Below are 25,862 nucleotides of genomic sequence, written 5' to 3'. Positions count from 1 at the left end.
TAGACCTAATAATAGGATTAGTATAACTGACTTGGTTTAATTCAAGCAAATAATCTTATGTTTTTTCACTTTCACATATCAAATGCATGAAATTTACCCTCCAATCGATAATTTTTTAACCAAGTTTTTTCATCATTGAAACAATTTTTATACTTAAACCATTTGGCTTATGTACAACTTCCTCATCGTAGATGCTATACCCCACTGAACTATACAATTTTATGTTTCTAATCACGGTCATACGAACTTTGCAAAATATACTAGTTAATTCTTCTTGTACTGCATAATTTTCTAAAAAACTTAATAATTTTTTGGCAATACCATGACCCTGCATTTCTGGAATTACTGATAGTCTATAAAAATATAAACTATCTTCTTTTATTTTAAATCGAACCATTCCAACTGGCTGATTATCAATATAACAAATTAAACTCCTCTCTCCTTCTTTTAAGGCAATTAAAACGGATTGCACAGTTTCCTCCAAAGCACTTGAAGGTGGCACTTCGTCCTTATACTCCATAAATGCCTTTATCATTAAATCATGTATTATCGATGTATCTGATAAATTAGCAAACCTTATCTCCAAATATATGTCCCTCCTTTAACATTCTTGTTTAATGACAGGTACGTACACGATATTTTTATAAGAATCGTATTGAAGATAAATAAAAAACGTTCCTTACAAAGTGTAAGAAACGTTGATTTCATCGTATTTACTACCGATGATATAGATACCGGTGGCCGGGGTCGAACCGGCACTCCGTGAGGAACACGATTTTGAGTCGTGCGCGTCTGCCAATTCCGCCACACCGGCATGATCATTAAAGAGCGCAACTTATAATAAATAAAAAATGGTGCCGAGGGCCGGACTTGAACCGGCACGGTAGTCACCTACCGCAGGATTTTAAGTCCTGTGTGTCTGCCAATTCCACCACCCCGGCAGTCTTTTCAAAAAAGGCGACACCCGGATTTGAACCGGGGATAAAGGTTTTGCAGACCTCTGCCTTACCACTTGGCTATGCCGCCATAATTGGAGCGGAAGACGGGATTCGAACCCGCGACCCCCACCTTGGCAAGGTGGTGTTCTACCACTGAACTACTTCCGCATATCAACTGGGCTAGCTGGATTCGAACCAACGCATGACGGAGTCAAAGTCCGTTGCCTTACCGCTTGGCTATAGCCCAATAATAAAATGGGGCGATTGATGGGAATCGAACCCACGAGTGCCAGAGCCACAATCTGGTGCGTTAACCACTTCGCCACAACCGCCATAGATGTTATGAATCATATAATTGGCAGGGGCAGTAGGAATCGAACCCACACCGGAGGTTTTGGAGACCTCTGTTCTACCGTTAAACTATGCCCCTATGAAAATAAAAATGGTGGAGGGGGGCGGATTCGAACCGCCGAACCCGGAGGGAGCGGATTTACAGTCCGCCGCGTTTAGCCACTTCGCTACCCCTCCACATTTGAAAAACAGTGCCGGCAAGAGGACTTGAACCCCCAACCTACTGATTACAAGTCAGTTGCTCTACCAATTGAGCTACACCGGCAAATAGTGGTGGCTCGGGACGGAATCGAACCGCCGACACACGGATTTTCAGTCCGTTGCTCTACCAACTGAGCTACCGAGCCAAGTATTCTTTTTAAAAAATGGCGGTCCGGACGGGACTCGAACCCGCGACCTCCTGCGTGACAGGCAGGCATTCTAACCAACTGAACTACCGGACCAATAAAGATAAATTTGGTTGCGGGGGCAGGATTTGAACCTGCGACCTTCGGGTTATGAGCCCGACGAGCTACCGAACTGCTCCACCCCGCGACGATATAAAAGATATGGTGGAGGATGACGGGCTCGAACCGCCGACCCTCTGCTTGTAAGGCAGATGCTCTCCCAGCTGAGCTAATCCTCCGAATAAAATGCTGGTATGTATTTCTATAAAAATGGTGACCCGTACGGGATTCGAACCCGTGTTACCGCCGTGAAAGGGCGGTGTCTTAACCGCTTGACCAACGGGCCCTTTATTATGTAAATTGTGGCGGAGAGCAAGGGATTCGAACCCTTGAGACGGGGTTACCGCCTACACGATTTCCAATCGTGCTCCTTCGGCCACTCGGACAGCTCTCCAAATTGGCTCCGCAGGTAGGATTCGAACCTACGACCGATCGGTTAACAGCCGATAGCTCTACCACTGAGCTACTGCGGAATGAAGAAAGCCTGGCGATGTCCTACTCTCACAGGGGGAAACCCCCAACTACCATCGGCGCTGAAGAGCTTAACTTCCGTGTTCGGTATGGGAACGGGTGTGACCTCTTCGCCATCATCACCAGACAATTTAGTGACAAAAGATATTATACTATGTATTACAAATAAATCAAGAGATTTTTGAAAAATGTTCTCTCAAAACTAGATAACAATGTTCATGCTTCACATTAGAATATAGGTTAAGTCCTCGATCTATTAGTATCTGTCAGCTCCACGTGTCACCACGCTTCCACCTCAGACCTATCAACCTGATCATCTTTCAGGGATCTTACTTCCTTGCGGAATGGGAAATCTCATCTTGAGGGGGGCTTCATGCTTAGATGCTTTCAGCACTTATCCCGTCCGCACATAGCTACCCAGCGATGCCCTTGGCAGAACAACTGGTACACCAGCGGTGCGTCCATCCCGGTCCTCTCGTACTAAGGACAGCTCCTCTCAAATTTCCTGCGCCCGCGACGGATAGGGACCGAACTGTCTCACGACGTTCTGAACCCAGCTCGCGTACCGCTTTAATGGGCGAACAGCCCAACCCTTGGGACCGACTACAGCCCCAGGATGCGATGAGCCGACATCGAGGTGCCAAACCTCCCCGTCGATGTGGACTCTTGGGGGAGATAAGCCTGTTATCCCCGGGGTAGCTTTTATCCGTTGAGCGATGGCCCTTCCATGCGGAACCACCGGATCACTAAGCCCGACTTTCGTCCCTGCTCGACTTGTAGGTCTCGCAGTCAAGCTCCCTTGTGCCTTTACACTCTGCGAATGATTTCCAACCATTCTGAGGGAACCTTTGGGCGCCTCCGTTACATTTTAGGAGGCGACCGCCCCAGTCAAACTGCCCACCTGACACTGTCTCCCTGCCCGATAAGGGCAGCGGGTTAGAAGGTCAATACAGCCAGGGTAGTATCCCACCGATGCCTCCACCGAAGCTAGCGCTCCGGTTTCCAAGGCTCCTACCTATCCTGTACAAGCTGTACCAACATTCAATATCAGGCTGCAGTAAAGCTCCACGGGGTCTTTCCGTCCTGTCGCGGGTAACCTGCATCTTCACAGGTACTATAATTTCACCGAGTCTCTCGTTGAGACAGTGCCCAGATCGTTGCGCCTTTCGTGCGGGTCGGAACTTACCCGACAAGGAATTTCGCTACCTTAGGACCGTTATAGTTACGGCCGCCGTTTACTGGGGCTTCAATTCGCACCTTCGCTTACGCTAAGCGCTCCTCTTAACCTTCCAGCACCGGGCAGGCGTCAGCCCCTATACTTCGCCTTACGGCTTCGCAGAGACCTGTGTTTTTGCTAAACAGTCGCCTGGGCCTATTCACTGCGGCTTCTCGGGGCTTTAACACCCTAAGAAGCACCCCTTCTCCCGAAGTTACGGGGTCATTTTGCCGAGTTCCTTAACGAGAGTTCTCTCGATCACCTTAGGATTCTCTCCTCGCCTACCTGTGTCGGTTTGCGGTACGGGCACCTCTCACCTCGCTAGAGGCTTTTCTTGGCAGTGTGGAATCAGGAACTTCGCTACTAAATTTCGCTCGCCATCACAGCTCAGCCTTCACGGGAAACGGATTTGCCTATTTCCCAGCCTAACTGCTTGGACGCGGATATCCAATACCGCGCTTACCCTATCCTCCTGCGTCCCCCCATTGCTCAAATGGTGAGGAGGTGGTACAGGAATATCAACCTGTTGTCCATCGCCTACGCCTTTCGGCCTCGGCTTAGGTCCCGACTAACCCTGAGCGGACGAGCCTTCCTCAGGAAACCTTAGGCATTCGGTGGACGGGATTCTCACCCGTCTTTCGCTACTCATACCGGCATTCTCACTTCTAAGCGCTCCACCAGTCCTTCCGGTCTGACTTCACTGCACTTAGAACGCTCTCCTACCACTGTTCGTAAGAACAGTCCGCAGCTTCGGTGATACGTTTAGCCCCGGTACATTTTCGGCGCAGAGTCACTCGACCAGTGAGCTATTACGCACTCTTTAAATGGTGGCTGCTTCTAAGCCAACATCCTGGTTGTCTAAGCAACTCCACATCCTTTTCCACTTAACGTATACTTTGGGACCTTAGCTGGCGGTCTGGGCTGTTTCCCTTTCGACTACGGATCTTATCACTCGCAGTCTGACTCCCAAGGATAAGTCATCGGCATTCGGAGTTTGACTGAATTCGGTAACCCGGTAGGGGCCCCTAGTCCAATCAGTGCTCTACCTCCGAGACTCTTACCTTGAGGCTAGCCCTAAAGCTATTTCGGAGAGAACCAGCTATCTCCAGGTTCGATTGGCATTTCACCCCTACCCACACCTCATCCCCGCACTTTTCAACGTGCGTGGGTTCGGGCCTCCATTCAGTGTTACCTGAACTTCACCCTGGACATGGGTAGATCACCTGGTTTCGGGTCTACGACCACGTACTCATGCGCCCTATTCAGACTCGCTTTCGCTGCGGCTCCGCATCTTCTGCTTAACCTTGCACGGGATCGTAACTCGCCGGTTCATTCTACAAAAGGCACGCCATCACCCGTTAACGGGCTCTGACTACTTGTAGGCACACGGTTTCAGGATCTATTTCACTCCCCTTCCGGGGTGCTTTTCACCTTTCCCTCACGGTACTGGTTCACTATCGGTCACTAGGGAGTATTTAGCCTTGGGAGATGGTCCTCCCGGATTCCGACGGAATTTCACGTGTTCCGCCGTACTCAGGATCCACTCTGGAGAGAACAACATTTCAGTTACAGGGCTGTTACCTTCTTTGGCGGGCCTTTCCAGACCTCTTCGCTTATATCGTTCCTTTGTAACTCCGTATAGAGTGTCCTACAACCCCAAGAGGCAAGCCTCTTGGTTTGGGCTGTTCCCGTTTCGCTCGCCGCTACTCAGGGAATCGCATTTGCTTTCTCTTCCTCCGGGTACTTAGATGTTTCAGTTCCCCGGGTATGCCTTCTCATACTCTATGTATTCAAGTATGGATACTACTCCATTACGAGCAGTGGGTTTCCCCATTCGGAAATCTCCGGATCAAAGCTTGCTTACAGCTCCCCGAAGCATATCGGTGTTCGTCCCGTCCTTCATCGGCTCCTAGTGCCAAGGCATCCACCGTGCGCCCTTTCTAACTTAACCATTTCTTACTTTAGAAAGAATCACTATGTGTGATGAACTTTGCATTGCATTCAATGTGAATGTATTACTTATTGTTATCTAGTTTTCAAAGAACAATCCTGTCTCGCTAGAGACATGTTTTGAAGGAATGATCCTTCAAAACTAAACAAGACGAAAAACGTACGCTGCTCCATATATCCTTAGAAAGGAGGTGATCCAGCCGCACCTTCCGATACGGCTACCTTGTTACGACTTCACCCCAATCATCTGCCCCACCTTCGGCGGCTGGCTCCATAAAGGTTACCTCACCGACTTCGGGTGTTGCAAACTCTCGTGGTGTGACGGGCGGTGTGTACAAGGCCCGGGAACGTATTCACCGCGGCATGCTGATCCGCGATTACTAGCGATTCCAGCTTCACGCAGTCGAGTTGCAGACTGCGATCCGAACTGAGAACAGATTTGTGGGATTGGCTAAACCTTGCGGTCTCGCAGCCCTTTGTTCTGTCCATTGTAGCACGTGTGTAGCCCAGGTCATAAGGGGCATGATGATTTGACGTCATCCCCACCTTCCTCCGGTTTGTCACCGGCAGTCACCTTAGAGTGCCCAACTGAATGCTGGCAACTAAGATCAAGGGTTGCGCTCGTTGCGGGACTTAACCCAACATCTCACGACACGAGCTGACGACAACCATGCACCACCTGTCACTCTGTCCCCGAAGGGAAAGCCCTATCTCTAGGGTTGTCAGAGGATGTCAAGACCTGGTAAGGTTCTTCGCGTTGCTTCGAATTAAACCACATGCTCCACCGCTTGTGCGGGCCCCCGTCAATTCCTTTGAGTTTCAGTCTTGCGACCGTACTCCCCAGGCGGAGTGCTTAATGCGTTAGCTGCAGCACTAAGGGGCGGAAACCCCCTAACACTTAGCACTCATCGTTTACGGCGTGGACTACCAGGGTATCTAATCCTGTTCGCTCCCCACGCTTTCGCTCCTCAGCGTCAGTTACAGACCAGAGAGTCGCCTTCGCCACTGGTGTTCCTCCACATCTCTACGCATTTCACCGCTACACGTGGAATTCCACTCTCCTCTTCTGCACTCAAGTTTCCCAGTTTCCAATGACCCTCCCCGGTTGAGCCGGGGGCTTTCACATCAGACTTAAGAAACCGCCTGCGAGCCCTTTACGCCCAATAATTCCGGACAACGCTTGCCACCTACGTATTACCGCGGCTGCTGGCACGTAGTTAGCCGTGGCTTTCTGGTTAGGTACCGTCAAGGTGCAAGCAGTTACTCTTGCACTTGTTCTTCCCTAACAACAGAGCTTTACGATCCGAAAACCTTCATCACTCACGCGGCGTTGCTCCGTCAGACTTTCGTCCATTGCGGAAGATTCCCTACTGCTGCCTCCCGTAGGAGTCTGGGCCGTGTCTCAGTCCCAGTGTGGCCGATCACCCTCTCAGGTCGGCTACGCATCGTCGCCTTGGTGAGCCGTTACCTCACCAACTAGCTAATGCGCCGCGGGTCCATCTGTAAGTGACAGCCGAAACCGTCTTTCATCCTTGAACCATGCGGTTCAAGGAACTATCCGGTATTAGCTCCGGTTTCCCGGAGTTATCCCAGTCTTACAGGCAGGTTACCCACGTGTTACTCACCCGTCCGCCGCTAACATCCGGGAGCAAGCTCCCTTCTGTCCGCTCGACTTGCATGTATTAGGCACGCCGCCAGCGTTCGTCCTGAGCCAGGATCAAACTCTCCGAGGTATGCAGGATGCATATCACACATGCGTTGCTACACGATGTAGCGAACTTAGCATGTGATCATTTCCTGCCTCGTCAGTCTGACTGACTACCTATGATGTATCATAGGATTTTTTTATAAAAACTCGAATTAACAGGTACGTTTTGTCTTGTTTAGTTTTCAAAGATCATCTTCGTTATCGCTCAGAGGCGACTTTCTTAATATAACATTTGAGCACCGTGTGCGTCAAGTGTTTTTCTGAATTTCTTTTTGTCCGCTTTTCTTTCAAAGCAACTCAGTTACTCATTAGCGACGTTTAATAATATACCATCATAATATTCATACGTCAATATCTTTTTTAACAAAATATCCTCGATGATAGATTTTTTGCCCCTTCGTCTCAATTGGCTCTACTAGCACAATTCCTTTTTCCACAAAGAAATCAATCATCACACTAAGATCAGGTGTGAAATGTTTGAGATCAGGATGTGCAAGAAGCTCGCCAAACAGCCAAATATCCTGCTGTTCCATGACATGACGCAAATGAGCCGCACCAATTTCTGCTTTTGAATGAATCAAGAAATCATTCGCTAGGAATAAAAGTTCTAACCGTTTATGAAGACTTTCGTGGCTTTCAATCAACTCTGAATAAAGTTTATATACTTCCGGTTCCATATGACGTACTTGGTTCCAAACGGTCACTTCTGGGTGGAAGCCTTTATCAATCACTTCAATACGCGCAAGATGATGCAGGGCATGCACAATGGAATTATATGCATCGAGGAATTGATTTGATTCAAAAAATGCTTTTCCTTCTATATATCTGCGAATGAGCTTGCCATATTCTAAACCAATTTTGAGCTTACGGTTAGAAAACGGGAATGTACTCAGTTCATCAATCAAGTTGAAAATATATTCATTTCGATCAAACAGGACTTTTCCGTTTAAAATCCAATCAATAATCCGCCTGTTGGTACCTAAGGTAATCCATTCCTTCAACTGATCATCTGTGACAACATTTAAAGAAGCTGTCTGGTGATCGGATTCATAGTGCTTAATAAATAACGGTTCTTCCGCATCCTTTACGATGACTAGAAGCGCTGCATCAAAGTTATCCGTCTCAGAAGATACTTTATGCCTTCTTTCTACTATAATCACAGCTAATGTATCTGGATGACTTGCTCTCTCTTGATAAATAGGACGGAGAAGATTTTCCATAGTGATTCCTCCAATACTCGGGTGTAAGGTTCTTCTCTAATGCTATGTATTTCTCCTCATAGAATCAAAATTCCTTCAATACATGAAAAAAGATCGTTGAATCATTATAAGCAATTTATTCACAAAACTCTATAACTAATTCAAACAGAAAGGTAAAATGTGCTATATTGGAGATAAGGGGGACTAGGGATGGCGAAATACTCCAGTAAGATTAATAAAATCAGAACATTTGCACTTAGTTTGGTTTTTGTTGGTTTTTTGATCATGTATATCGGTGTGTTCTTCAAGGAATCGGTCTGGCTGTCGACCTTCTTTATGCTACTCGGCGTGTTATCGATTGGATTGAGTACAGCCGTTTACTTTTGGATCGGTATGCTTTCTACGAAGGCAGTCCGTGTCGTATGTCCAGGCTGTGAGAAGGAAACAAAAGTGCTTGGGCGGGTGGACATGTGCATGCATTGCAGAGAGCCACTTACACTCGATCCAGCATTAGAAGGAAAAGAGTTTGATGAATCCTACAATCGAAAAAAGTCATAAAAATAAGCTGACCATTCAACTGGTCAGCTTTTTCATTAATGATTTTCTTTTTTTGCACATTCTTGACAAGTGCCATAGATCTCCAAGCGATGATGACTTACTGTAAAACCTGTCACATGGGATGCAAGCTGTTCTACTTCATCAAGGCCAGGATAGTGAAAGTCAACAATCTTTCCGCAGTTTTCACAAATCGCATGGTAATGGTCAGATGTCGCAAAATCAAATCGGCTTGAGGAATCCCCATACGTTAATTCTTTTACTAATCCAGATTCCCGGAAGACTCGTAAATTGTTGTAAACCGTTGCTACACTCATATTAGGAAATTTCCCTTCAAGTGCCTTATATATATCGTCCGCGGTTGGGTGTGTCATAGAATTTACGAGAAACTCCAAGATGGCATGGCGCTGCGGAGTAATTCGAACACCGGTTTCTTTTAGAGCGTCTAAAGCATCTTTTAGTTCGTGAGCAGCCATTTCATCATGCACCTCTCTTTTCAAAAATATTCTTATATTATAATCTTTATAAATAGTGTACCCCCAGAGCCGAAACTTTGTCAATTACAATCCTCTTTTTTACCTATTCTTCTATACAAAAAAGACCGGCACGACTGCCGATCTCATCTCGTCAACATATTAAGCGTGAGCTTTCAGTTCCTCAAGCGCTTCTTCTACATGATCTTTCACCTTTACTTTACGCCACTCTTTCACAAGCTTTCCTTCTTTATTAATAAGAAACGTTGAGCGTTCAATTCCCATGTATTCCTTACCAAAGTTCTTTTTCAGCTTCCATACACCGAAAGCTTCAGACAATTTTTGTTCGTCATCTACAAGAAGCAGGAAAGGTAAGTCATGTTTTTCTTTAAACTTTTGGTGCTTGTCTTGACCGTCTGGGCTTACGCCGATAATCACAGCATCTAATTCCGCAAAGCTTTGATGGCGGTCACGAAAATCACAGGCTTCCGTTGTGCAGCCCGGCGTCATATCTTTTGGATAAAAATAAAGGACAATGTGTTTCCCTTTAAAATCAGAGAGCTTTACTTTCTCTCCATTATCACCAAGTAATTCAATATCAGGTACTTGCTGCCCCACTTCGATTGTCATGATACAATCCCTCCAACCTATTTTTTCATTAGCCTATCCAATTTCGAGAAGATATTCAACTAAGGACGCTTGCATCGGCATGTTAAAATAATGATAGACGACGTGATACGTTGAGATAGGAGGCTATTTATGAAATTCACCGAATCAGAAAAATTACATCAAGAGGCGCTGGAGCATATTGTTGGAGGGGTTAACAGCCCATCTCGTTCATATAAAGCAGTGGGCGGCGGGTCACCTGTTGCAATGGAAAAAGGCGAAGGCGCTTATTTTTGGGATGTTGACGGAAACCGTTATATCGACTATTTAGCAGCATACGGCCCAATTATTACGGGACATGCTCATCCTCATATTACAAAAGCCATCACGAAAGCAGCCGAGACGGGTGTCCTTTACGGAACACCAACGAAGCATGAAGTCACTTTTGCTAAGATGCTGAAGGAAGCGATGCCTGCTTTGGACAAAGTTCGTTTTGTCAATTCAGGTACAGAAGCTGTGATGACGACAATCCGTGTCGCTCGCGCTTATACAGGCAGAACAAAGATCATTAAGTTTGCCGGATGTTACCACGGCCATTCTGATCTTGTGCTAGTTGCGGCCGGCTCTGGACCTTCCACTTTAGGAACACCAGATTCAGCGGGCGTGCCTAAAAGTATTGCAAATGAAGTCATTACCGTTCCATTCAACGATATAGACAGCTACAAAGAAGCATTAGACCGCTGGGGTGATGAAGTAGCAGCTGTTCTTGTTGAGCCAATTGTCGGGAACTTTGGCATAGTAGAGCCTAAAGACGGTTTCCTGCAGCAGGTTAATGACCTGACTCATGAAAAAGGGGCTCTAGTCATCTATGATGAAGTCATTACAGCTTTCCGCTTTATGTATGGTGGTGCACAGGACTTGCTTCAAGTAAAACCTGACCTCACTGCATTAGGTAAAATTATCGGCGGCGGTCTTCCAATCGGCGCTTACGGCGGCAAAAAAGAAATTATGGAGCAAGTCGCCCCGCTTGGACCAGCCTACCAAGCTGGTACGATGGCAGGTAATCCCGCCTCCATCCTTTCTGGTATTGCATGCTTGGAAGTGTTAAAAGAAGACGGGGTGTACGAACGTCTTGATCAGCTCGGGGCCATGTTAGAAGAGGGAATTTTAGCCCACGCAAAAAAACATCAAGTAGATATTACAGTGAATCGTTTAAAAGGTGCTCTCACCATTTATTTTACAAAAGAAACGATTGTGAACTACGAGCAGGCTGAAAATACGGATGGTGAAATGTTCGCCCGTTTCTTTAAATTCATGCTCGCACAAGGTATTAACCTCGCGCCTTCTAAATATGAAGCTTGGTTCTTAACCATTGCACATACTGAAAATGATATTTCTGAAACGCTCAAAGCAGTAGATCACGCGTTTGAACAACTGAAACAATCATAATGAAGAGAAAAACAGACGTAAATTCATGCGTCTGTTTTTTTATTTACCAGCTCTTGATTGTCAAAAGCGAGTGAATCTGTTACATTTTTTCTCAATACCTTCTTTTGATGTTTTCATGAACTTTCAAAAATCACTTGAATATTTCGGAAGACCGCTGTATATTACTTAGTTGTTTCATCAAAATATTTATGATATATGACAAGTGGTCATCTATTATCGAAAAGAAAGGAATGCAGGGACAAAACCAATGAAACTTGGAGCCCGTATTTTAAAAACTGGTATTGCCATTGTACTCGCGCTTTACCTGGCAACATGGCTTGGGTTGCCGACACCCGTCTTCGCGGGAATTGCAGCTGTATTTGCTATCCAGCCATCTATTTATCGATCATTTTTAACGATTGTTGATCAAGTGCAAGCCAATATTATTGGAGCAGCACTTGCCATTACGTTCGGTCTGCTTTTTGGCACAGGACCAGTCATCATCGGCTTAACTGCCGTCATGGTCATTGCGATTAATTTAAAGCTGAAGATTGAACACACGATTCCGATTGCACTCGTAACCGTCATCGCGATTTTAGAAAGTGCAGGGGATCATTTCCTTTCCTTTGCCTTAATTCGAACAGCAACTGTGGTGTTAGGCGTACTTTCTTCATTTTTAGTGAATTTGATTTTCCTGCCGCCAAAGTATGAAACAAAGCTTGTTCATCACATTATGGAAAATACGGAGGAGATTTTAAAATGGATCCGTCTAAGCTCCAGACAGTCAACTGATCATTCCACTTTAAAGGATGACATCGATCAAATAAAAGAACGTATGATCAAATTAGATCACATTTACTTGTTATACAAAGAAGAACGAAGCTATTTAAAGAAAACAACTTATGTCAAATCTAGAAAGCTTGTTTTATTCAGACAGGCAATCATGACGTCTAATCGAGCACTGTACTTGCTGAAAAAGCTTCATAAGTTAGAAAATGAAATTCATTTGATGCCAGAGCATTTCAGAGAGAGCTTAACAGATGAGATTGATTATTTACTTTATTGGCATGAACGTACCTTGATGAAGTTTGTTGGAAAAATGAAACCGCAGGACGATGATTTTCAGAATGAATGCTCTCTTCGTCTTGAAGCATTAACGAAATCATTTATTCAGCACCAGCAAAATCAAGAAAACGACTTGCTGGATTACAATATGCTGAATGTGATGTCGAGTATTATTGAATACCGTGATGAATTGGAGCATCTAGATACTTTGATTACAAGCTTCCAAACGTATCACCCAAAAGATAGTGAGATTGAGACAGAAGAAAAAGAAGCTTAAATAGAAAAGCCCGATTCTAAGAATCGGGCTTACATTTTTGACAAAGGGCTAAAATGATCTTTATTTTAGCCCTTTGTCTTCTTTTCAGCGTAGTTGAAAACCCTTGAAATCAAGGAAGGACGAGTACCGGAGCGGAGCGAATGCCATATTCGTGAGCACCAGCACGCAGGACTGATAAAGAATGCGGGGTTTGTCTACACGCTGTGACCGATTGTTAGAATCGGTCTTATTTTATTTTCTTCATTTTAGGATCAAGGGTGTCTCTTAATCCATCTCCCATCAAGTTAAAGCCAAGAACCGTCAGCATGATCGCAATCCCTGGGAAAAATAAAGTCCATGGCGCTTGTACGAGATAAGGTCTCGCATCTGCAAGCATTTTCCCCCACTCTGGACTTGGCGCTTGTGCACCTAATCCTAAAAATCCTAAAGCCGCCGCTTCAATAATGGCAGTACCAATCGCAAGCGTCGCTTGAACGATGACCGGCACCATACTATTTGGCAGTATGTGACGAAGAACGATGCGGCGGTGTGACATCCCGACTGCCTTTGCTGCTAAGACGTATTCTTCTTGCTTAATGCTCAGCACCTTTGAACGAACCAGCCGGCCAAATGTGGGGACGTTAATAATCGCTATGGCAATAAGGGCATTTTGTAAGGAAGGTCCTAAGATGGAAACGATCGCAATCGCTAATAGAATGCTAGGAAAAGCGAGTAAAATATCAAATAGTCTTGAGATGACAGCATCCAGTAATCTACCGCCGTAACCTGCCATCAACCCAAGCAATGTCCCTAAAATAACCGACCCGAGAACGGAGAAGAAACCCACCCATAATGAAATCCGAGCTCCATGCACGACTCTAGAAAATATGTCTCTCCCGAAATCATCCGTACCAAACCAATGCGCAGCTGAAGGGGCACTAAATCGTTCGCCTAGTGACTGCTCGTTGATTCCATAAGGAGCAATGAGCGGTGCAAAGATTGCTAGGATCAGAAATAAAAAGACAATCACAGTGCCAATGACCGCCAGCTTGTGCTGAAAGAACAGTTTCATCGATTCAAGAATCAGTGATTGAGAGCGTTCTTCCTTTTGTTCAGGTGCTTGAAGCTCTTTTTGCGCTTCCATGTCGTCACTCTCCCTTCTCTAGTATTTAATCCTCGGATCAATGACTGCATACAAGATATCCACAATGAAATTGATCAGCACAAATATGAGCGCAACAACAAGAATGCCAGTTTGAATAACAGGATAATCACGATAGCTAATGGCATCGTAAATATACCGCCCAATTCCCGGCCAAGCAAAGATCGTTTCTGTTAAAATGGCTCCGCCTAGCAAGAGACCTGTTTGAAGACCAATAATCGTTAAAATCGGAATGAGCGCATTTTTCAGCCCATGCTGATAAATGATGAAAAATGAACGTACCCCTTTTGCTTTTGCTGTTCGAATAAAATCTGAATGAAGGACTTCCAACATACTTGCCCTCGTAATCCTTGCAATAATCGCAGCAGGAATCGTTGCGAGAGCGGTACTTGGTAAAATTAAATGCTTGATGCTGTCAAAGAATTGATCAAATCGCCCTTGCAAAAGCGTGTCCAGCGTATGAATATAGGTGATCGACTCTACCGGATTTCTGACGTTTTCTCGTCCTGTAGTCGGCAAAATACCTAATTCAATCGAGAATAGCCACTGTCCCATTAAGCCTAACCAGAAAATCGGCATGGACACCCCAATGAGCGCAATAAACATGGCCACATAATCAAAGAAAGAATGTTTAAACCACGCACTAATGATTCCGGCATTCACACCGACAATAATCGCCAGCAACATAGCGAAGAAAGTCAATTCTAATGTAGCGAATAAGTAAGGCTTCATTTCCTGGGCAATAGCCGCTCCTGTTCGTATGGAAGTCCCTAGATCACCTTTTAAAAGCCCCAGCATGTAGTGACCATATTGTACGTACCACGGCTGATCTAAACCAAGCTGAATCGTCAATTGCTCTACTGCTTCTTTCGTTGCCCGCTGTCCTAAGATGACCTGCGCCGGATTTCCAGGGATAAACCGAATAATAGAAAATACAACTAAGGTCATTCCGATCAGTACTGGAATGAGCATTCCTGCTCGCTTCATACAATAAGCAAACAAACAGCTTTCACCGCCTTTTCATTGTTTGGATAAGGGAGATCGAACGATCTCCCTTATTTGCTTATTCGAAATATACGTCAGTCAATGCTTCGGAACCAGTCGGATGCGGCTGGTAGCCTTTTAAATCTTTAGATGCGGCGAGCATTGGAATTGAATGGACTAATGGGATCCAAGGCGCTTCATCATGAATGATTTCTTGAGCTTCTTGATATAATTCATTTCGCTTCTTTTGATCCGTATCGGTCTGCGCTTCAATGAGGATGTCATGCATTTTATCGTTTTGGAAGAATGTATAGTTGTTACCGCCAATACTGTCTTTATCTAATAATGTGTAGATGAAATTATCAGGATCGCCATTGTCCCCTGTCCATCCTAATAAGAACACATCTGCTTCGCCCTTACTTGCTTTATCTAAATAAGTCGCCCAATCATATGTGACGATTTCGGCTTTGACACCAACTTTTTCAAAGTTTGACTGAATGACTTCAGCTACCTTCATCCCGTCTGGCATATATGGACGCGGCACAGGCATTGCCCAAAGCTTGATGCGAAAACCGTCAGGGAAGCCTGCCTCTTTCAATAGTTCTTTTGCTTTTTCCGGATCATATGGATATGGCTCAATCTCGTCATTGTAGCCTTCTAATGACGGAGGAAGTGGATTTTTTGCTGGTTCAGCAAGCCCTCCATAAAACGACTCGATGATTGATTCTTTATCAACTGCATAATTGAGTGCCTGACGAACCAACTTGTTATCAAGCGGCTTTCTAGTCACTGTCAGCCCGATATAACCTACGTTCATGGATGGTCTTTCAATCAGCTGGAGCGCTTTGTCTGTTTTAATGCCATCTAAATCGGACGGATTGACGCCATCCATCAAGTCGATTTCGCCTGTTTTAAGCGCATTTAAACGAGCAGAGTTTTCAGGAATAGAGCGGAAGATGATTTGTTTCAGTTTTGGTTTATCTTTTTGCCAGTAATCTTCGTTCTTTTCTAAGACAATACGGTCGTTTTGCTTCCATTCTTTAAACTTAAATGGTCCTGTGCCCACTGGGTTTTCTCTAAATGAATCACCGCTTTTTTCAACTGCTGCAGGACTAGCGATACCAAATGGTGACATGGCGATGTTTTTCAGAAATGTTGCTTGCGGGCGTTTGAGTTGAAATTCAATTTCATGCTCTCCTTTGACGATGATGTCTTTAATGACATGCCCTTTATCTTTTTTATAGCCGCCAAACATGCCGTAGTAAGGAAATTTTTCGGCATCTCCATTCATCCAGCGGTCAAAGTTGAATTTCACTGCTTCTGCATTAAAATCTGTGCCATCGTGAAATTTCACACCTTCTCTTAAGTAGAACGTGTACGATTTTCCGTCCTTGGCAACATCCCATTCTGTTGCGAGGCCTGGATGGATGGTCGTGTCTTTTTCACCGTAATTCAAAAGCTTTTCAAACATATTCTCTGTGACCTTGAAGGTTTCGCCTTCTGTTGTTGTAATCGGATCAAGTGACGTAGAGTCCCCTCCTCTGCCGAATACGAGAGTGTCTTTTGTGGCTTTTTCTTCTGATGTTGATGAAGATGAACAGCCCCCTAAAAATAACGCAAGTGCCAGCACAAAAATGAAACTACTGAATAACCATGTCTTCTTCATTGTGTTCCTCCTTTTGATATAAATAGCACGCAGCTGCATGGCCTGTTTCCTCCTCATACAAAGGCGGAACATCTTGCAAGCATTGCGCCCACCTTTTTGGACATCTTTTATAGAAAGGACAGCCATCTTCTGACACCAGGGTGGATTCTTCCGCTGACACATCCTGCGTTTCCAGCACGTGATCCATATGTGGAATGGATTTCAGAAGAAGCGATGTATAAGGATGAAGCGGCTTGTGAAATACGTCCTCCGCAGGACCCATTTCTACAATACGGCCAGCGTACATCACTGCAATTCGGTCGCTCATATACTTGACAACGCCTAGATCGTGAGAAATAAACAAGTACGTCAGAGAAAGCGTCTTTTGCAATTCGAGCATTAAATTCAATATTTGCGCTTGAACCGATACATCTAAAGCGGAAACTGGCTCATCGGCAATCACAAGACTTGGATGAGTAATCAGCGCCCTAGCAATTCCAATACGCTGCCTCTGACCGCCGCTGAATTGGTGCGCATAACGGTCTCCATAGGATGGGTCAAACCCAACAATGTGCAGCATCTCTTTTACCCGCTTTTGTCTTTCTGCTTTTGTTCCATGTTTATGAACAATGAGCGGTTCTTCTAAAATGTCTTTGATTTTCATTCGTGGATTTAAGGAAGCGTATGGATCTTGGAAAATCATTTGAATGTCTTTTCTGAAGGAACGCATGTCTCGTTCTTTCAGAAGCGTCACTTCTTTTCCTTTCATTTGGATTGAGCCAGAAGTCGGTTCGATTAATCTCATTAAGCTTTTGCCAAGGGTTGATTTCCCGCAGCCAGATTCGCCCACAATGCCGAGCGTCTCCCCTTCTTTCACGTGAAAGGACACTTGATTTAAAGCCAAAGTCGTCTGTTTGTGTTTAGAAAAAAATGCTGATGTGTCATAACGCTTCGTCAGTTGATTCACTTGCAACAGTGGGTGATTCAGTGTCTTCTCCTCCTTCCATTAGAAAACATGCGACGCGGTGATTGTGTGAAATGGTTTGTAAAGATGGGTCTTTTTCAAGACATTGCGTCATTTGATATGGACAGCGTGGTGCAAATTGACAGCCGGACCGAATAGCTCCTGGCTTAGGTACATGACCCGCAATAGACATGAGTTTTTCTTTTTTCTCTTTAAATGATGGAACAGAGGCGAAAAGACCTTTCGTGTAGGGATGGAGAGGTTTTTGGAAAATACGGTCAACGGTTCCTTCTTCTACGATTCGACCGGCATACATAATCATGACACGCTGGCATATTTGCCGCACGACGCCTAAATCATGAGTAATAAATAATATAGCGGTATCCATCTCTTCATTTAACTTTTTGAGCAAACGAAGAATTTGTGCTTGGATGGTGACATCAAGTGCAGTCGTTGGTTCATCTGCAATCATGAGCTTTGGGTGACACAGCATCGCCATCGCAATCATCACACGCTGACGCATGCCGCCCGATAGTTCATGTGGATATTTTTTGAGTAATGACGCTGCTTGTTTCAGGCCAACCGTTTGAAGCAAATCTACCGCCTTCACTTTTGCTTCTTTTTGGTCGATAGTCTGATGTGTGAAAAGGGCTTCTGTCATTTGCTTGCCGATGGTCATGAGTGGATTGAGAGAAGTCATGGGTTCCTGGAAAATCATTGAGATGTCATTCCCTCTGACCTCTCGCCATTGTTTCTCCGACAGTGACAGCAGGTTTTGACCTTCAAATTGTATGTGACCTGTTGTTTCTGTTTGGTGATTCAGCCCCATTAAAGACATCGATGTGATGCTTTTCCCGCAGCCAGATTCGCCCACAATACCTAAGGTTTCTCCTTTTTGAATAGAGAATGAGATGTCATGGACGATCGGCACTCTCTGCTTTTTTTGCTGAAAGGCAATGGACAGCTGTTTGACATCTAGCAATACTTCTTGTTCTTTCACATCTTCACCACCCCGTCATACTTTTTAAAATTGTATTGAGACAAGCTGGGAAATATGTCATGTTTTTGACAAGTATAAAAAAGCCTATCCGCTAGAATCGGATAGGCTTCTACTAATTTAATGTTTGAATGGTAAATAGATGGCGATAGTGGCTGTCTCGGTTCATTAATTCCTCATGTGTTCCTTTTTCCACAATCTCGCCTTGTTCCATGACCACAATGAGGTCCGCATGTGTAATCGTTGATAAACGGTGCGCAACAATAAAAGTTGTGCGATCTTTTGCCAGCTTTTGCATCGCTTCTTGAATGTAATGTTCACTTTCTAAATCAAGTGCAGACGTCGCTTCGTCTAAAATAAGCAGCGGTGGATTTTTAAGAAATACCCTCGCAATTGAAATTCGTTGTTTTTGACCGCCTGATAGCTTTACGCCACGTTCTCCTACCTTTGTGTCATATCCTTCGGGAAGAGACATGATGAACTCATGGGCATTAGCCGCTTTGGCCGCCGACACAATTTTCTCAAAGGATGCTTCTGGGTCTCCCACAGCGATATTTTCTTTAATGGTGTCACTGAATAAGAATGTATCTTGGAGCACCATCCCGACTTGATTCCGCAGGCTTCTTGCCTTGTACTCTTTAATATCAATGCCATCAATTTCGAGTGATCCGCTTGTGACATCATAAAATCTTGGAATTAAGCTGACGAGCGTCGACTTCCCTCCGCCGCTCATTCCTACAAGCGCAACGGTTTGACCTTTTTCTACTTTCAAGGAGATATTGTGTAAAATCTCTTCCTGTGTATGTTCGTAACGGAACGACACATCTTTAAATTCTACCTCTCCTTTTAAGTGATTGGCTTCTTTTGCATTCGGCTTGTCTGTTACTTCATACGGTTCATCAATAAACTCAAAAATACGATCCATTGATGCTACTGACTGAGTTAAAGTCGTCGATGAGTTAATGAGACGGCGAATCGGGTTGTACATCCGATCAATGTAGCCGACAAAGGCAATCATTGTCCCAATTGAAAGCGACCCGTTAATGACGGTATAACCAGCAAAAGCAATGATGAGCAGCGGCGCAATGTCTGTGATCGTATTGACGACAGCGAATGTTTTGGCATTCCAATTCGTATGATTGATCGCTTTGTTTAAGAAATTTTTATTTTCATCGTGAAAATTCTCTTGTTCGTATTCTTCAATCGCAAAGCTGCGAATGACAGGCATTCCTTGTACTCGCTCATGCAGGTGCCCTTGTACCTCAGCCAGTGCCTGCGACCGCTCTTTTGTCAGCTTGCGAAGCCGTCCGTAAAAATACTTTACTGCTAACGCATACAGCGGAAAAATAATGACAGACACAATGGTGAGTTTAAGATCCAGTGTACACATAATGGCTATCACAATCAGGACGGTCATCAAATCAAGCCAAATGTTCATAAGCCCTGTGATGACAAATTCCTTTGTTTGCTCCACATCGTTGATGACCCTTGAAATAATTTCCCCTGTTCTCGTGTTGGCGTAATAACGAAGGCTCAACTTTTGAATGTGCGAGAACAATTTTTCCCGAATATCAAATAATACCTTACTGCCTGTCCACTGCGCATAGTATTGTCTGTAGTACTCAACAGGCGGTCTCATCACTAAAAATAATACAAGCATGATTCCCATAATAATAAAGAGAGTGGATGTTTTTTCTTCAGCCGATCCAGAGCCTTGAATCACATCATCAATGACATACTTTAAAAGCAGAGGCAATGTTAAGGGAATCGAGAACTTAATCATTCCGATCACCATTGTCAATGCAATCTGTTTTTTATACGGTGTTACAAAAGCCATGTAACGTTTTATGACCCCCATGTAAATCTCCTTCCCAATCTATCAGTGCCTCTTATCCGTACGCAATCAAAAACCTGTTGGCTTTGAAAAGCCAAACAGGTTTTAGCTGCTGTTACTTATTTTGTATAACGCAAAAAACGTTCATACCACATATCCACAAATTCTGGAGCAAACGGTCCCTTCCGCTGGTGAATCCAATGCAGTAATGTATTTAGATGCTCTCGTAAGATACTATCGATTTCTTTTGGATAATTCATCTGCCTCTTATGATCTGCATATTCATCCTCATCCAAAATATTATACGTCATGTCCGGAAAGACTTTGACATCTAAGTCGTAATCAATATACTTAATCGCCTCTTCATCTGTCGCAAAAGGAGAGCTGATGTTGCAGTAATAATACACCCCATCATCTCGAAGCATCCCAATGACATTAAACCATTGTTTTGCATGAAAATAGCAAATAGCCGGTTCTCTTGTCATCCATGTTCGGCCATCGGATTCAGTCACCATTGTTCGATCGTTTGCACCAATGATACACAATTCCGTTGCTTTCAGAATGGTGGTTTCATTCCAAATCCTGTGGATCAAGCCATTATGTTTATAGCTTTGAATTTGGATGGTTTCTCCTTCCTTGGGATAGCCCATATTTTCTCCCCTACTTTCTATAACAAACAAACCTAACAGTCCAAAGACCTAATTTCCCAACTAAACATGTCTCTATTATATTATACCGTTACATCATTAAAAAATGAAATGAAAAAGCCATTCAACCCAATTGAACGGCACACTCTTTTACATCACGGTTGAGCTCTTCTCCATTTGCTTATACGAATTGATGACTTGTTTAGTCTGTTTTGTAAATAGTGTTTGGACTTTTTGCAGTTCCTCTCGTTTCTGTTTGATTTGATCATGAAGCTTATGCCGCTCTTCCTTTTTTTCACCTTGCAGCAATCGTTTTTCTGTCTCTAAGTACAGATCAAGTTCTCCTTGTACATCGAGCAGCTGATCCATAAGCTGCATTTGTTCTTTGACAAGCTGATCGAAATCAGACATCTAACTCCTCCCTTTCCTTCGATTCCACTTTTTGTATCTATACCATTTCTTGAAAGAAGGAAGAAGTCCTTTGACTGTTTATGTAGAGGTTTTACAGGTTTTGTCGGATGGTGGGGAGAGGCAAAAAGAAAAGCACTTCATTCGTAGATGAAGTGCTTCCCTTTGTTTCAGTGATTAGCTGTTTTGTTGTTTGTTTTGCTCAGCTTTTTGGTTGTATTTTTTTACGTGCTGTGCGTCAGTCTCGCTAGCAAATTCAGTGCCATATTGACCGCCTTGTGCAGCAGCTTGGTTTTGTTTTTTCACTTGTTGTGCGTTTGTTTTGTTTTGTTGTTTATCCATCATTATCACCTCCACGCACATTAATTTGTGCAGAAGGTGTACATCTTATTCATGTTTTTTTTAAACAAGCAAAGAACGTCCGCCATCGACGATAATCGTCTGTCCTCTAATCATATCTGCTTTGCCTGATACAAGGAATTCTACACTGTCGACCATGTCTTTAATTTCCACCATACGGCCTGCTGGTGTATTTTTCTTAGCGTCTTCTAATAGCTCTTCACGATTTGGGAAGTGCTTGAGTGCATCTGTATCAATGGCGCCGCCTGATACGGCATTCACGACGATATTTTTTTGTGACAACTCAACGGATAGATAGCGTGTCAAAGCTTCTAGTGCTGCTTTAGATACACCGACCACCGTGTAGTTTTCAAGGTATCGGATGGAGCCTAGTGAGCTAATGCTGACGATATGTCCGCCGCCGTTTTTCTCCATTAATTTGGCTGCTTCTTGTCCGCAGAATAACAAGGCCTTCGCATTGATATTCATGGTCCAGTCCCAATGATTTTCTTCAAGATCCATGATTGGGCGCTGAACGCCAGATGCCGCATTGTTCACAAATACGTCTAAACGGCCAAACGTTTCGTCAATTTGCTGGAACATGTCTTTGATTTTCTCTGGCTGACCAACGTTGGCTTTGACAACTAAAGTTTTAACACCCATCGCTTCAATTTCTTCAGCTGTTTCAAGTGCTGCTTTTTTGCTTCTTGCATAGTTAATGACAATGTCATATCCTTTTTCAGCCAGGCGAAGGGCTACTTCTTTCCCGACACCTCTACTGCTGCCTGTAATTAGTGCACATTTACGCTTGTTCATTATGGTTCATCTCCTGATTTGAATAGTTTTCGTCCATTCGCTTCACACTAATAGGAAAGTTCCTATTAGGAGGTTACATTCATGTATGTCGGACGCGATTTAAGCCAGCTTGGCATGATGTCAAAGGATCAATGGAAAGATACTGAGCTTGCTTTTTTTCATCATGCTTTCCAACAAATTTTACCTTATTTAAACGAAGAAGGGCAATCTAAGTATCGAGAAATCATTTCTGAAATTGAAAACCGCGGGGGTCTGCACCGAAATGAAGCCGATTATACCCATGGTACAACGGTTAAATATGACTAGGCTGTTCAAGAGCCATCTTCCATATTTTTTGATGTGAGACTGGCAAAGCATATGCCTCAAATTCTTCTGTTGTGACTTTTTTCAGCATCGTGTCATCAGATACAGAGGTCACACGTCCAAAGAAAACAGAAATATTCCAGATGAGGTGGGTAAATACATGTTGAATGGTGCCTTCTAAATCACCAAGTTCTGCTTGTACACCCGCTTCCTCTTTTAAGAAATCAATCAGCTGCTCTTTTTCCGTTTTTCTTCCCTTCATTGTTTCCATGTTTGGGAACTCCCATAAATTCGCAAGCAGACCTGTACTTGGACGCTTATGAATATAGAGGTGGCCTGCATCATCAAATAACACCACTGCTGCCATTGATTTCGCAGTCGGCTTTTTCTTTTTACTTTTCACCGGCAGCTCATGCTGAACGCCTTCCTCAAGTGCCGAGCAATGCATGTTTACAGGACAAATGAGGCATGCAGGAGAGGTTGGGGTGCAAATAAGTGCACCTAGCTCCATTAGCCCTTGATTGAATTCTGACGGCTTTTCCCGGGAAATGAGCTGATCAACCGCAAATTCGAAAATGTTTCTCGTTTTTGGTTTTGCAATATCATCCCATATGGACAAGATACGGGAAATGACCCTCATCACGTTGCCGTCTACCGCAGGGTATGGCTTGTTATAGGCGATACTCAGCACTGCGCCGCTCGTATACGGGCCTACACCTTTCAGTTTTGAAAATTGTTCTTTCGTATCAGGGACAACGCCCCCGTAGGATTCATAGACTTCTTTCACAGCTGCCTGTAAATTACGCACTCGTGAGTAGTAGCCAAGACCTTCCCATGCTTTCATGACCTTTTCTTCATCAGCTAAAGCAAGATCCTTCACCGTCGGGAATTGCTCCATAAACCGATTGAAGTACGGAATGACCGTATCCACTCTCGTTTGCTGGAGCATCACTTCTGATACCCAGACGCGGTATGGATCTTGATTTTCACGCCATGGAAGTGTACGTTGTTCTTTTTCATACCAATCGATTAAATCATGCTGAAAGCCCGCAATATCTTTGCGGTCCAGCTTTTCTTGAATGTCTTTCATATCTATACTCCTTCTCATTGGACCGAGGGCTAACGTTCTGAAAAGAACCTTATTTGTTGTATACTGTTTGTAGATACGTTAACATGTTACATTAAATCGGGATAAAGCAAAAGTGATTTTGCACATAGTCTTGATGAGAGACGTATACTTTGTATGATTGTTCCTAAGCATGACAACTAGGAGGTAATCAATTGGATACTGGTACTCATGTAGTAATGGGCATTTCTCTTGGGGGACTTGCGCTTTTAGATCCAGCCGTCAGCGCAGATCCACACATGGCACACGCCGTGATGATCGCGACCATCGCCGGCTCCCAAGCACCAGACATTGATACTGTGCTAAAACTAAAAAATAATGCAGTTTATATAAGAAATCACCGGGGATTTACTCATTCCATTCCGGCTGTACTGTTTTGGTCATTGCTAATTCCGGCTGTGATTTTCCCATTTGTGCCGGGGGCAAATTTACTTCACCTTTGGTTATGGACACTATTAGCCGTCGTGCTTCATGTGTTTGTCGATATTTTCAATGCTTACGGCACGCAGGCCATTCGTCCATTTTCAAAGAAATGGGTAGCGCTTGGGATCATTAACACGTTTGATCCGTTTATCTTTTTTACACATCTTGTCGCCATTGTCGTATGGGCGATTGGCGGGCATCCCGGCTATACGTTCATTACGCTGTATGCCGTGATTTTCTGTTACTATATCGTCAGGGTCATCATGCAGCTTCAGATTAAACGTCAGCTTCGTGAACGATTCGATGAGATTGAGGAAATAATCATTTCGCCTACAATGAAGTTTAGACAATGGCGTATTGCTGTGAAATGTAAATCCTCTTTCCATGTTGGACGCAGTATGAATGGTGAGATCATCATTTTAGACACCTTTAACCGTGTGCCGGTCCCTGATACAGAGATTATGAAAATTGCCAAACAGGATGAAAACATTTCAGCCTTTCTCTCCTTCTCCCCTGTCTACCGGTGGGAAGTAGATAAATACAAGGATCATTATGAGGTACGGTTCATTGATTTGCGCTACCGCAGCAAAGGTCACTATCCTTTTGTTGCGATCTGCCATATCGACATGGACCACCAAATCAAAAATTCCTATACCGGCTGGATTTTCAGTGAAGAAAAACTGCAAAAAAAATTAAGACTCGGCTCTGTGTGAGCGAGTCTTTTTTTGTTGTGTAGGGCTTGGATTATTCATATGTGTAGATTTTGAACTGGATAGTACTTGAATTTGTATAAAACGCAGAAACTGTGATCTATGCACTCATGGAGAGTGCGACAATTCTTTTTGGTAAACCAGTTTTACCGATTGAAATTTCAATCCACGCACTCATGTAGAGTGCGACAGAGGACCAACTATTGAAATGGAGCAGTACTGTAATTTCAATCCACGCACTCATGGAGAGTGCGACAACACCTTGATCACTTCTTTCAGCATCAACCTCATATTTCAATCCACGCACTCATGTAGAGTGCGACTGCGATTTTCGCCCTAATTATAACATTTTTTAGGGAATGATCGTCAAAACCCTTAAGTTTCTATATAGAACTTTGTTTTCACTCCTAAAAAATATACATTTTTTCTCATTTTTGTCGAATGAAACGGTGCGAATGTTCCAGGGATTTTATGTTCACCTCACATTCGCACCGAATTTTTCTAGTCTGAAATCTATTTGAATCTTGATAATCATATTTATTATTTCAGCAACAACTTTGAATTTAATTAAATACATGACTACTGAGAGGCAGAGTTATGTTTTTCGCAATTATTAATCTACACACTCATGTAAAGTGCGACACTGGACATACCGTCATTTCTTTAAGGACGATCAATTTCAATCCACGCACTTATATAGAGTGCGACAAAAATGTTTTAACAATTGTTCCTAGAGAGTTGATTTCAATCCACGCACTCATATAGAGTGCGACGTCATTGCGTAAAACACTCATCCCTTTTGAAACAAATTTCAATCCACGCACTCATATAGAGTGCGACTA

At 43.9% G+C, this 25,862-nt stretch carries 20 protein-coding genes, 16 tRNA genes, 3 rRNA genes, 1 pseudogene and 1 CRISPR repeat array (1 of these 41 running past the window's edge); of the genes and pseudogenes, 5 read left to right on the top strand and 35 right to left on the bottom strand.

Annotated elements, in window-relative coordinates; genetic code table 11:
- Window positions 1-115: 115 nt before the first annotated feature.
- The 21 genes from NSQ64_RS05085 to NSQ64_RS04985 form a co-directional block, all read right to left on the bottom strand.
- Window positions 116-586 (bottom strand): GNAT family N-acetyltransferase, encoded by a 471-nt coding sequence (locus tag NSQ64_RS05085; protein ID WP_024719919.1) that lies wholly within the window; start codon window positions 584-586, stop codon window positions 116-118.
- A gap of 146 nt (window positions 587-732) precedes the next feature.
- Window positions 733-814, bottom strand: a tRNA-Leu gene (locus NSQ64_RS05080).
- A 38-nt stretch (window positions 815-852) separates the two neighbouring features.
- Window positions 853-941 (bottom strand) — tRNA-Leu (locus NSQ64_RS05075).
- A 14-nt stretch (window positions 942-955) separates the two neighbouring features.
- A tRNA-Cys gene (locus tag NSQ64_RS05070) sits at window positions 956-1,026 on the bottom strand.
- A gap of 5 nt (window positions 1,027-1,031) precedes the next feature.
- Window positions 1,032-1,106 (bottom strand) — tRNA-Gly (locus tag NSQ64_RS05065).
- A 7-nt stretch (window positions 1,107-1,113) separates the two neighbouring features.
- Window positions 1,114-1,185 (bottom strand) — tRNA-Gln (locus NSQ64_RS05060).
- Between the two features lie 9 nt (window positions 1,186-1,194).
- Window positions 1,195-1,270, bottom strand: a tRNA-His gene (locus tag NSQ64_RS05055).
- Window positions 1,271-1,294: 24 nt separating this feature from the next.
- A tRNA-Trp gene (locus NSQ64_RS05050) sits at window positions 1,295-1,368 on the bottom strand.
- 13 nt (window positions 1,369-1,381) lie between these two features.
- Window positions 1,382-1,466, bottom strand: a tRNA-Tyr gene (locus tag NSQ64_RS05045).
- A 15-nt stretch (window positions 1,467-1,481) separates the two neighbouring features.
- Window positions 1,482-1,554: transfer RNA gene (locus tag NSQ64_RS05040), tRNA-Thr, on the bottom strand.
- 6 nt (window positions 1,555-1,560) lie between these two features.
- Window positions 1,561-1,636 (bottom strand) — tRNA-Phe (locus NSQ64_RS05035).
- Between the two features lie 19 nt (window positions 1,637-1,655).
- Window positions 1,656-1,732: transfer RNA gene (locus NSQ64_RS05030), tRNA-Asp, on the bottom strand.
- Window positions 1,733-1,746: 14 nt separating this feature from the next.
- A tRNA-Met gene (locus NSQ64_RS05025) sits at window positions 1,747-1,823 on the bottom strand.
- 15 nt (window positions 1,824-1,838) lie between these two features.
- Window positions 1,839-1,914, bottom strand: a tRNA-Val gene (locus NSQ64_RS05020).
- A gap of 32 nt (window positions 1,915-1,946) precedes the next feature.
- A tRNA-Glu gene (locus tag NSQ64_RS05015) sits at window positions 1,947-2,021 on the bottom strand.
- A gap of 17 nt (window positions 2,022-2,038) precedes the next feature.
- A tRNA-Ser gene (locus tag NSQ64_RS05010) sits at window positions 2,039-2,129 on the bottom strand.
- A gap of 4 nt (window positions 2,130-2,133) precedes the next feature.
- A tRNA-Asn gene (locus NSQ64_RS05005) sits at window positions 2,134-2,208 on the bottom strand.
- Between the two features lie 9 nt (window positions 2,209-2,217).
- Window positions 2,218-2,333: ribosomal RNA gene (gene rrf, locus NSQ64_RS05000) — 5S ribosomal RNA — on the bottom strand.
- Window positions 2,334-2,442: 109 nt separating this feature from the next.
- Window positions 2,443-5,373: ribosomal RNA gene (locus NSQ64_RS04995) — 23S ribosomal RNA — on the bottom strand.
- A gap of 183 nt (window positions 5,374-5,556) precedes the next feature.
- A 16S ribosomal RNA gene (locus NSQ64_RS04990) occupies window positions 5,557-7,105 on the bottom strand.
- Together the 16S, 23S and 5S rRNA genes with 16 tRNA genes alongside form the textbook arrangement of a ribosomal RNA operon.
- 316 nt (window positions 7,106-7,421) lie before the next feature.
- A complete protein-coding gene (locus tag NSQ64_RS04985; protein ID WP_025206981.1) occupies window positions 7,422-8,300 on the bottom strand; it encodes a nucleotidyltransferase-like protein in 879 nt (292 codons plus the stop codon).
- A 189-nt stretch (window positions 8,301-8,489) separates the two neighbouring features.
- Between NSQ64_RS04985 and NSQ64_RS04980 the strand changes: the two genes are divergently transcribed.
- Window positions 8,490-8,837 (top strand): YgzB family protein, encoded by a 348-nt coding sequence (locus tag NSQ64_RS04980; protein WP_007496750.1) that lies wholly within the window; start codon window positions 8,490-8,492, stop codon window positions 8,835-8,837.
- Between the two features lie 35 nt (window positions 8,838-8,872).
- On the opposite strand, the gene perR is transcribed toward NSQ64_RS04980, so the two are convergent.
- On the bottom strand, window positions 8,873-9,310 hold the full coding sequence (gene perR / locus NSQ64_RS04975; RefSeq protein ID WP_003217782.1) for a peroxide-responsive transcriptional repressor PerR: 438 nt from the start codon (window positions 9,308-9,310) through the stop codon (window positions 8,873-8,875).
- 159 nt (window positions 9,311-9,469) lie between these two features.
- Window positions 9,470-9,937 carry a thioredoxin-dependent thiol peroxidase gene (gene bcp / locus NSQ64_RS04970; protein WP_007496746.1) on the bottom strand — a complete coding sequence of 156 codons (468 nt, stop codon included), beginning with the start codon at window positions 9,935-9,937 and terminating at the stop codon, window positions 9,470-9,472.
- A 129-nt stretch (window positions 9,938-10,066) separates the two neighbouring features.
- On the opposite strand from bcp, the gene NSQ64_RS04965 reads away from it, so the two are divergent.
- The gene (locus tag NSQ64_RS04965) at window positions 10,067-11,362 is read left to right on the top strand and encodes a glutamate-1-semialdehyde 2,1-aminomutase (RefSeq protein ID WP_008341922.1); all 1,296 of its coding nucleotides are present in this window, start codon (window positions 10,067-10,069) and stop codon (window positions 11,360-11,362) included.
- 247 nt (window positions 11,363-11,609) lie between these two features.
- A complete protein-coding gene (locus tag NSQ64_RS04960; RefSeq protein WP_025206980.1) occupies window positions 11,610-12,683 on the top strand; it encodes an FUSC family protein in 1,074 nt (357 codons plus the stop codon).
- 226 nt (window positions 12,684-12,909) lie between these two features.
- Here the strand turns inward: NSQ64_RS04960 and NSQ64_RS04955 are convergent, their stop codons facing one another.
- The 10 genes and pseudogenes from NSQ64_RS04955 to fabL all read right to left on the bottom strand — a co-directional run bounded on the left by NSQ64_RS04955 (window position 12,910) and on the right by fabL (window position 22,458).
- Complete coding sequence (locus NSQ64_RS04955) at window positions 12,910-13,806, bottom strand: ABC transporter permease (protein WP_008341942.1); 897 nt, start codon at window positions 13,804-13,806, stop codon at window positions 12,910-12,912.
- 18 nt (window positions 13,807-13,824) lie between these two features.
- Complete coding sequence (locus NSQ64_RS04950; RefSeq protein ID WP_007496737.1) at window positions 13,825-14,826, bottom strand: ABC transporter permease; 1,002 nt, start codon at window positions 14,824-14,826, stop codon at window positions 13,825-13,827.
- Between the two features lie 61 nt (window positions 14,827-14,887).
- On the bottom strand, window positions 14,888-16,474 hold the full coding sequence (locus tag NSQ64_RS04945; RefSeq protein WP_017358851.1) for an ABC transporter substrate-binding protein: 1,587 nt from the start codon (window positions 16,472-16,474) through the stop codon (window positions 14,888-14,890).
- Window positions 16,449-17,426: an ABC transporter ATP-binding protein gene (locus NSQ64_RS04940; protein WP_082181635.1), complete on the bottom strand. Its 978-nt coding sequence runs from the start codon at window positions 17,424-17,426 to the stop codon at window positions 16,449-16,451. The genes NSQ64_RS04945 and NSQ64_RS04940 overlap by 26 nt, the downstream gene beginning before the upstream one ends.
- Window positions 17,395-18,417, bottom strand: coding sequence for an ABC transporter ATP-binding protein (locus NSQ64_RS04935; protein WP_341015383.1), 1,023 nt, complete (start codon window positions 18,415-18,417; stop codon window positions 17,395-17,397). The genes NSQ64_RS04940 and NSQ64_RS04935 overlap by 32 nt, the downstream gene beginning before the upstream one ends.
- A 112-nt stretch (window positions 18,418-18,529) precedes the next feature.
- Window positions 18,530-20,272, bottom strand: a complete 1,743-nt coding sequence (locus NSQ64_RS04930; RefSeq protein WP_008341950.1) for an ABC transporter ATP-binding protein — start codon at window positions 20,270-20,272, stop codon at window positions 18,530-18,532.
- 95 nt (window positions 20,273-20,367) lie between these two features.
- Window positions 20,368-20,898 carry a nucleoside tri-diphosphate phosphatase gene (gene ntdP, locus NSQ64_RS04925; RefSeq protein ID WP_008341956.1) on the bottom strand — a complete coding sequence of 177 codons (531 nt, stop codon included), beginning with the start codon at window positions 20,896-20,898 and terminating at the stop codon, window positions 20,368-20,370.
- Between the two features lie 147 nt (window positions 20,899-21,045).
- Window positions 21,046-21,306: a YgaB family protein gene (locus NSQ64_RS04920; protein WP_045034510.1), complete on the bottom strand. Its 261-nt coding sequence runs from the start codon at window positions 21,304-21,306 to the stop codon at window positions 21,046-21,048.
- Between the two features lie 174 nt (window positions 21,307-21,480).
- A pseudogene (locus NSQ64_RS04915) lies at window positions 21,481-21,630 on the bottom strand (gamma-type small acid-soluble spore protein); the annotation flags it as partial.
- Window positions 21,631-21,705: 75 nt separating this feature from the next.
- On the bottom strand, window positions 21,706-22,458 hold the full coding sequence (fabL, locus tag NSQ64_RS04910) for an enoyl-[acyl-carrier-protein] reductase FabL (protein WP_007496726.1): 753 nt from the start codon (window positions 22,456-22,458) through the stop codon (window positions 21,706-21,708).
- A gap of 81 nt (window positions 22,459-22,539) precedes the next feature.
- Here fabL and NSQ64_RS04905 point away from each other — a divergent pair, with 81 nt between their 5' ends.
- Complete coding sequence (locus NSQ64_RS04905) at window positions 22,540-22,764, top strand: hypothetical protein (protein WP_008341962.1); 225 nt, start codon at window positions 22,540-22,542, stop codon at window positions 22,762-22,764.
- Here the strand turns inward: NSQ64_RS04905 and mutY are convergent.
- Window positions 22,751-23,851 carry an A/G-specific adenine glycosylase gene (mutY, locus tag NSQ64_RS04900; protein ID WP_039167932.1) on the bottom strand — a complete coding sequence of 367 codons (1,101 nt, stop codon included), beginning with the start codon at window positions 23,849-23,851 and terminating at the stop codon, window positions 22,751-22,753. The genes NSQ64_RS04905 and mutY overlap by 14 nt on opposite strands.
- 191 nt (window positions 23,852-24,042) lie before the next feature.
- On the opposite strand from mutY, the gene NSQ64_RS04895 reads away from it, so the two are divergent.
- Window positions 24,043-25,023: a metal-dependent hydrolase gene (locus NSQ64_RS04895; protein WP_039167934.1), complete on the top strand. Its 981-nt coding sequence runs from the start codon at window positions 24,043-24,045 to the stop codon at window positions 25,021-25,023.
- 97 nt (window positions 25,024-25,120) lie between these two features.
- On the opposite strand, the gene NSQ64_RS04890 is transcribed toward NSQ64_RS04895, so the two are convergent.
- Window positions 25,121-25,318, bottom strand: a complete 198-nt coding sequence (locus NSQ64_RS04890; RefSeq protein WP_341015375.1) for a hypothetical protein — start codon at window positions 25,316-25,318, stop codon at window positions 25,121-25,123.
- A gap of 378 nt (window positions 25,319-25,696) precedes the next feature.
- A CRISPR array of direct repeats spans window positions 25,697-25,862; the repeat unit is 33 nt; unit sequence ATTTCAATCCACGCACTCATATAGAGTGCGACT (it continues 330 nt past the right edge of the window).

The organism is Bacillus sp. FSL W8-0183 (genome assembly GCF_038006825.1).
Lineage (GTDB): Bacteria > Bacillota > Bacilli > Bacillales > Bacillaceae > Bacillus > Bacillus altitudinis.
The sequence above is the reverse complement of the archived record's forward strand: the minus strand, read 5'-3'. Positions and strand labels throughout refer to the sequence as shown.

Coding starts and splice junctions, on each gene's coding strand:
- NSQ64_RS04965 (WP_008341922.1), top strand. CDS start 10,067: ATGAAATTCACCGAATCAGAAAAATTACATCAAGAGGCGCTGGAGCAT.
- NSQ64_RS04905 (WP_008341962.1), top strand. CDS start 22,540: ATGTATGTCGGACGCGATTTAAGCCAGCTTGGCATGATGTCAAAGGAT.
- NSQ64_RS04920 (WP_045034510.1), bottom strand. CDS start 21,306: ATGTCTGATTTCGATCAGCTTGTCAAAGAACAAATGCAGCTTATGGAT.
- mutY (WP_039167932.1), bottom strand. CDS start 23,851: ATGAAAGACATTCAAGAAAAGCTGGACCGCAAAGATATTGCGGGCTTT.
- bcp (WP_007496746.1), bottom strand. CDS start 9,937: ATGACAATCGAAGTGGGGCAGCAAGTACCTGATATTGAATTACTTGGT.
- NSQ64_RS04985 (WP_025206981.1), bottom strand. CDS start 8,300: ATGGAAAATCTTCTCCGTCCTATTTATCAAGAGAGAGCAAGTCATCCA.
- NSQ64_RS04930 (WP_008341950.1), bottom strand. CDS start 20,272: ATGGGGGTCATAAAACGTTACATGGCTTTTGTAACACCGTATAAAAAA.
- NSQ64_RS04960 (WP_025206980.1), top strand. CDS start 11,610: ATGAAACTTGGAGCCCGTATTTTAAAAACTGGTATTGCCATTGTACTC.
- NSQ64_RS04980 (WP_007496750.1), top strand. CDS start 8,490: ATGGCGAAATACTCCAGTAAGATTAATAAAATCAGAACATTTGCACTT.
- NSQ64_RS04945 (WP_017358851.1), bottom strand. CDS start 16,474: ATGAAGAAGACATGGTTATTCAGTAGTTTCATTTTTGTGCTGGCACTT.
- fabL (WP_007496726.1), bottom strand. CDS start 22,458: ATGAACAAGCGTAAATGTGCACTAATTACAGGCAGCAGTAGAGGTGTC.
- perR (WP_003217782.1), bottom strand. CDS start 9,310: ATGGCTGCTCACGAACTAAAAGATGCTTTAGACGCTCTAAAAGAAACC.
- ntdP (WP_008341956.1), bottom strand. CDS start 20,898: ATGGGCTATCCCAAGGAAGGAGAAACCATCCAAATTCAAAGCTATAAA.
- NSQ64_RS04955 (WP_008341942.1), bottom strand. CDS start 13,806: ATGGAAGCGCAAAAAGAGCTTCAAGCACCTGAACAAAAGGAAGAACGC.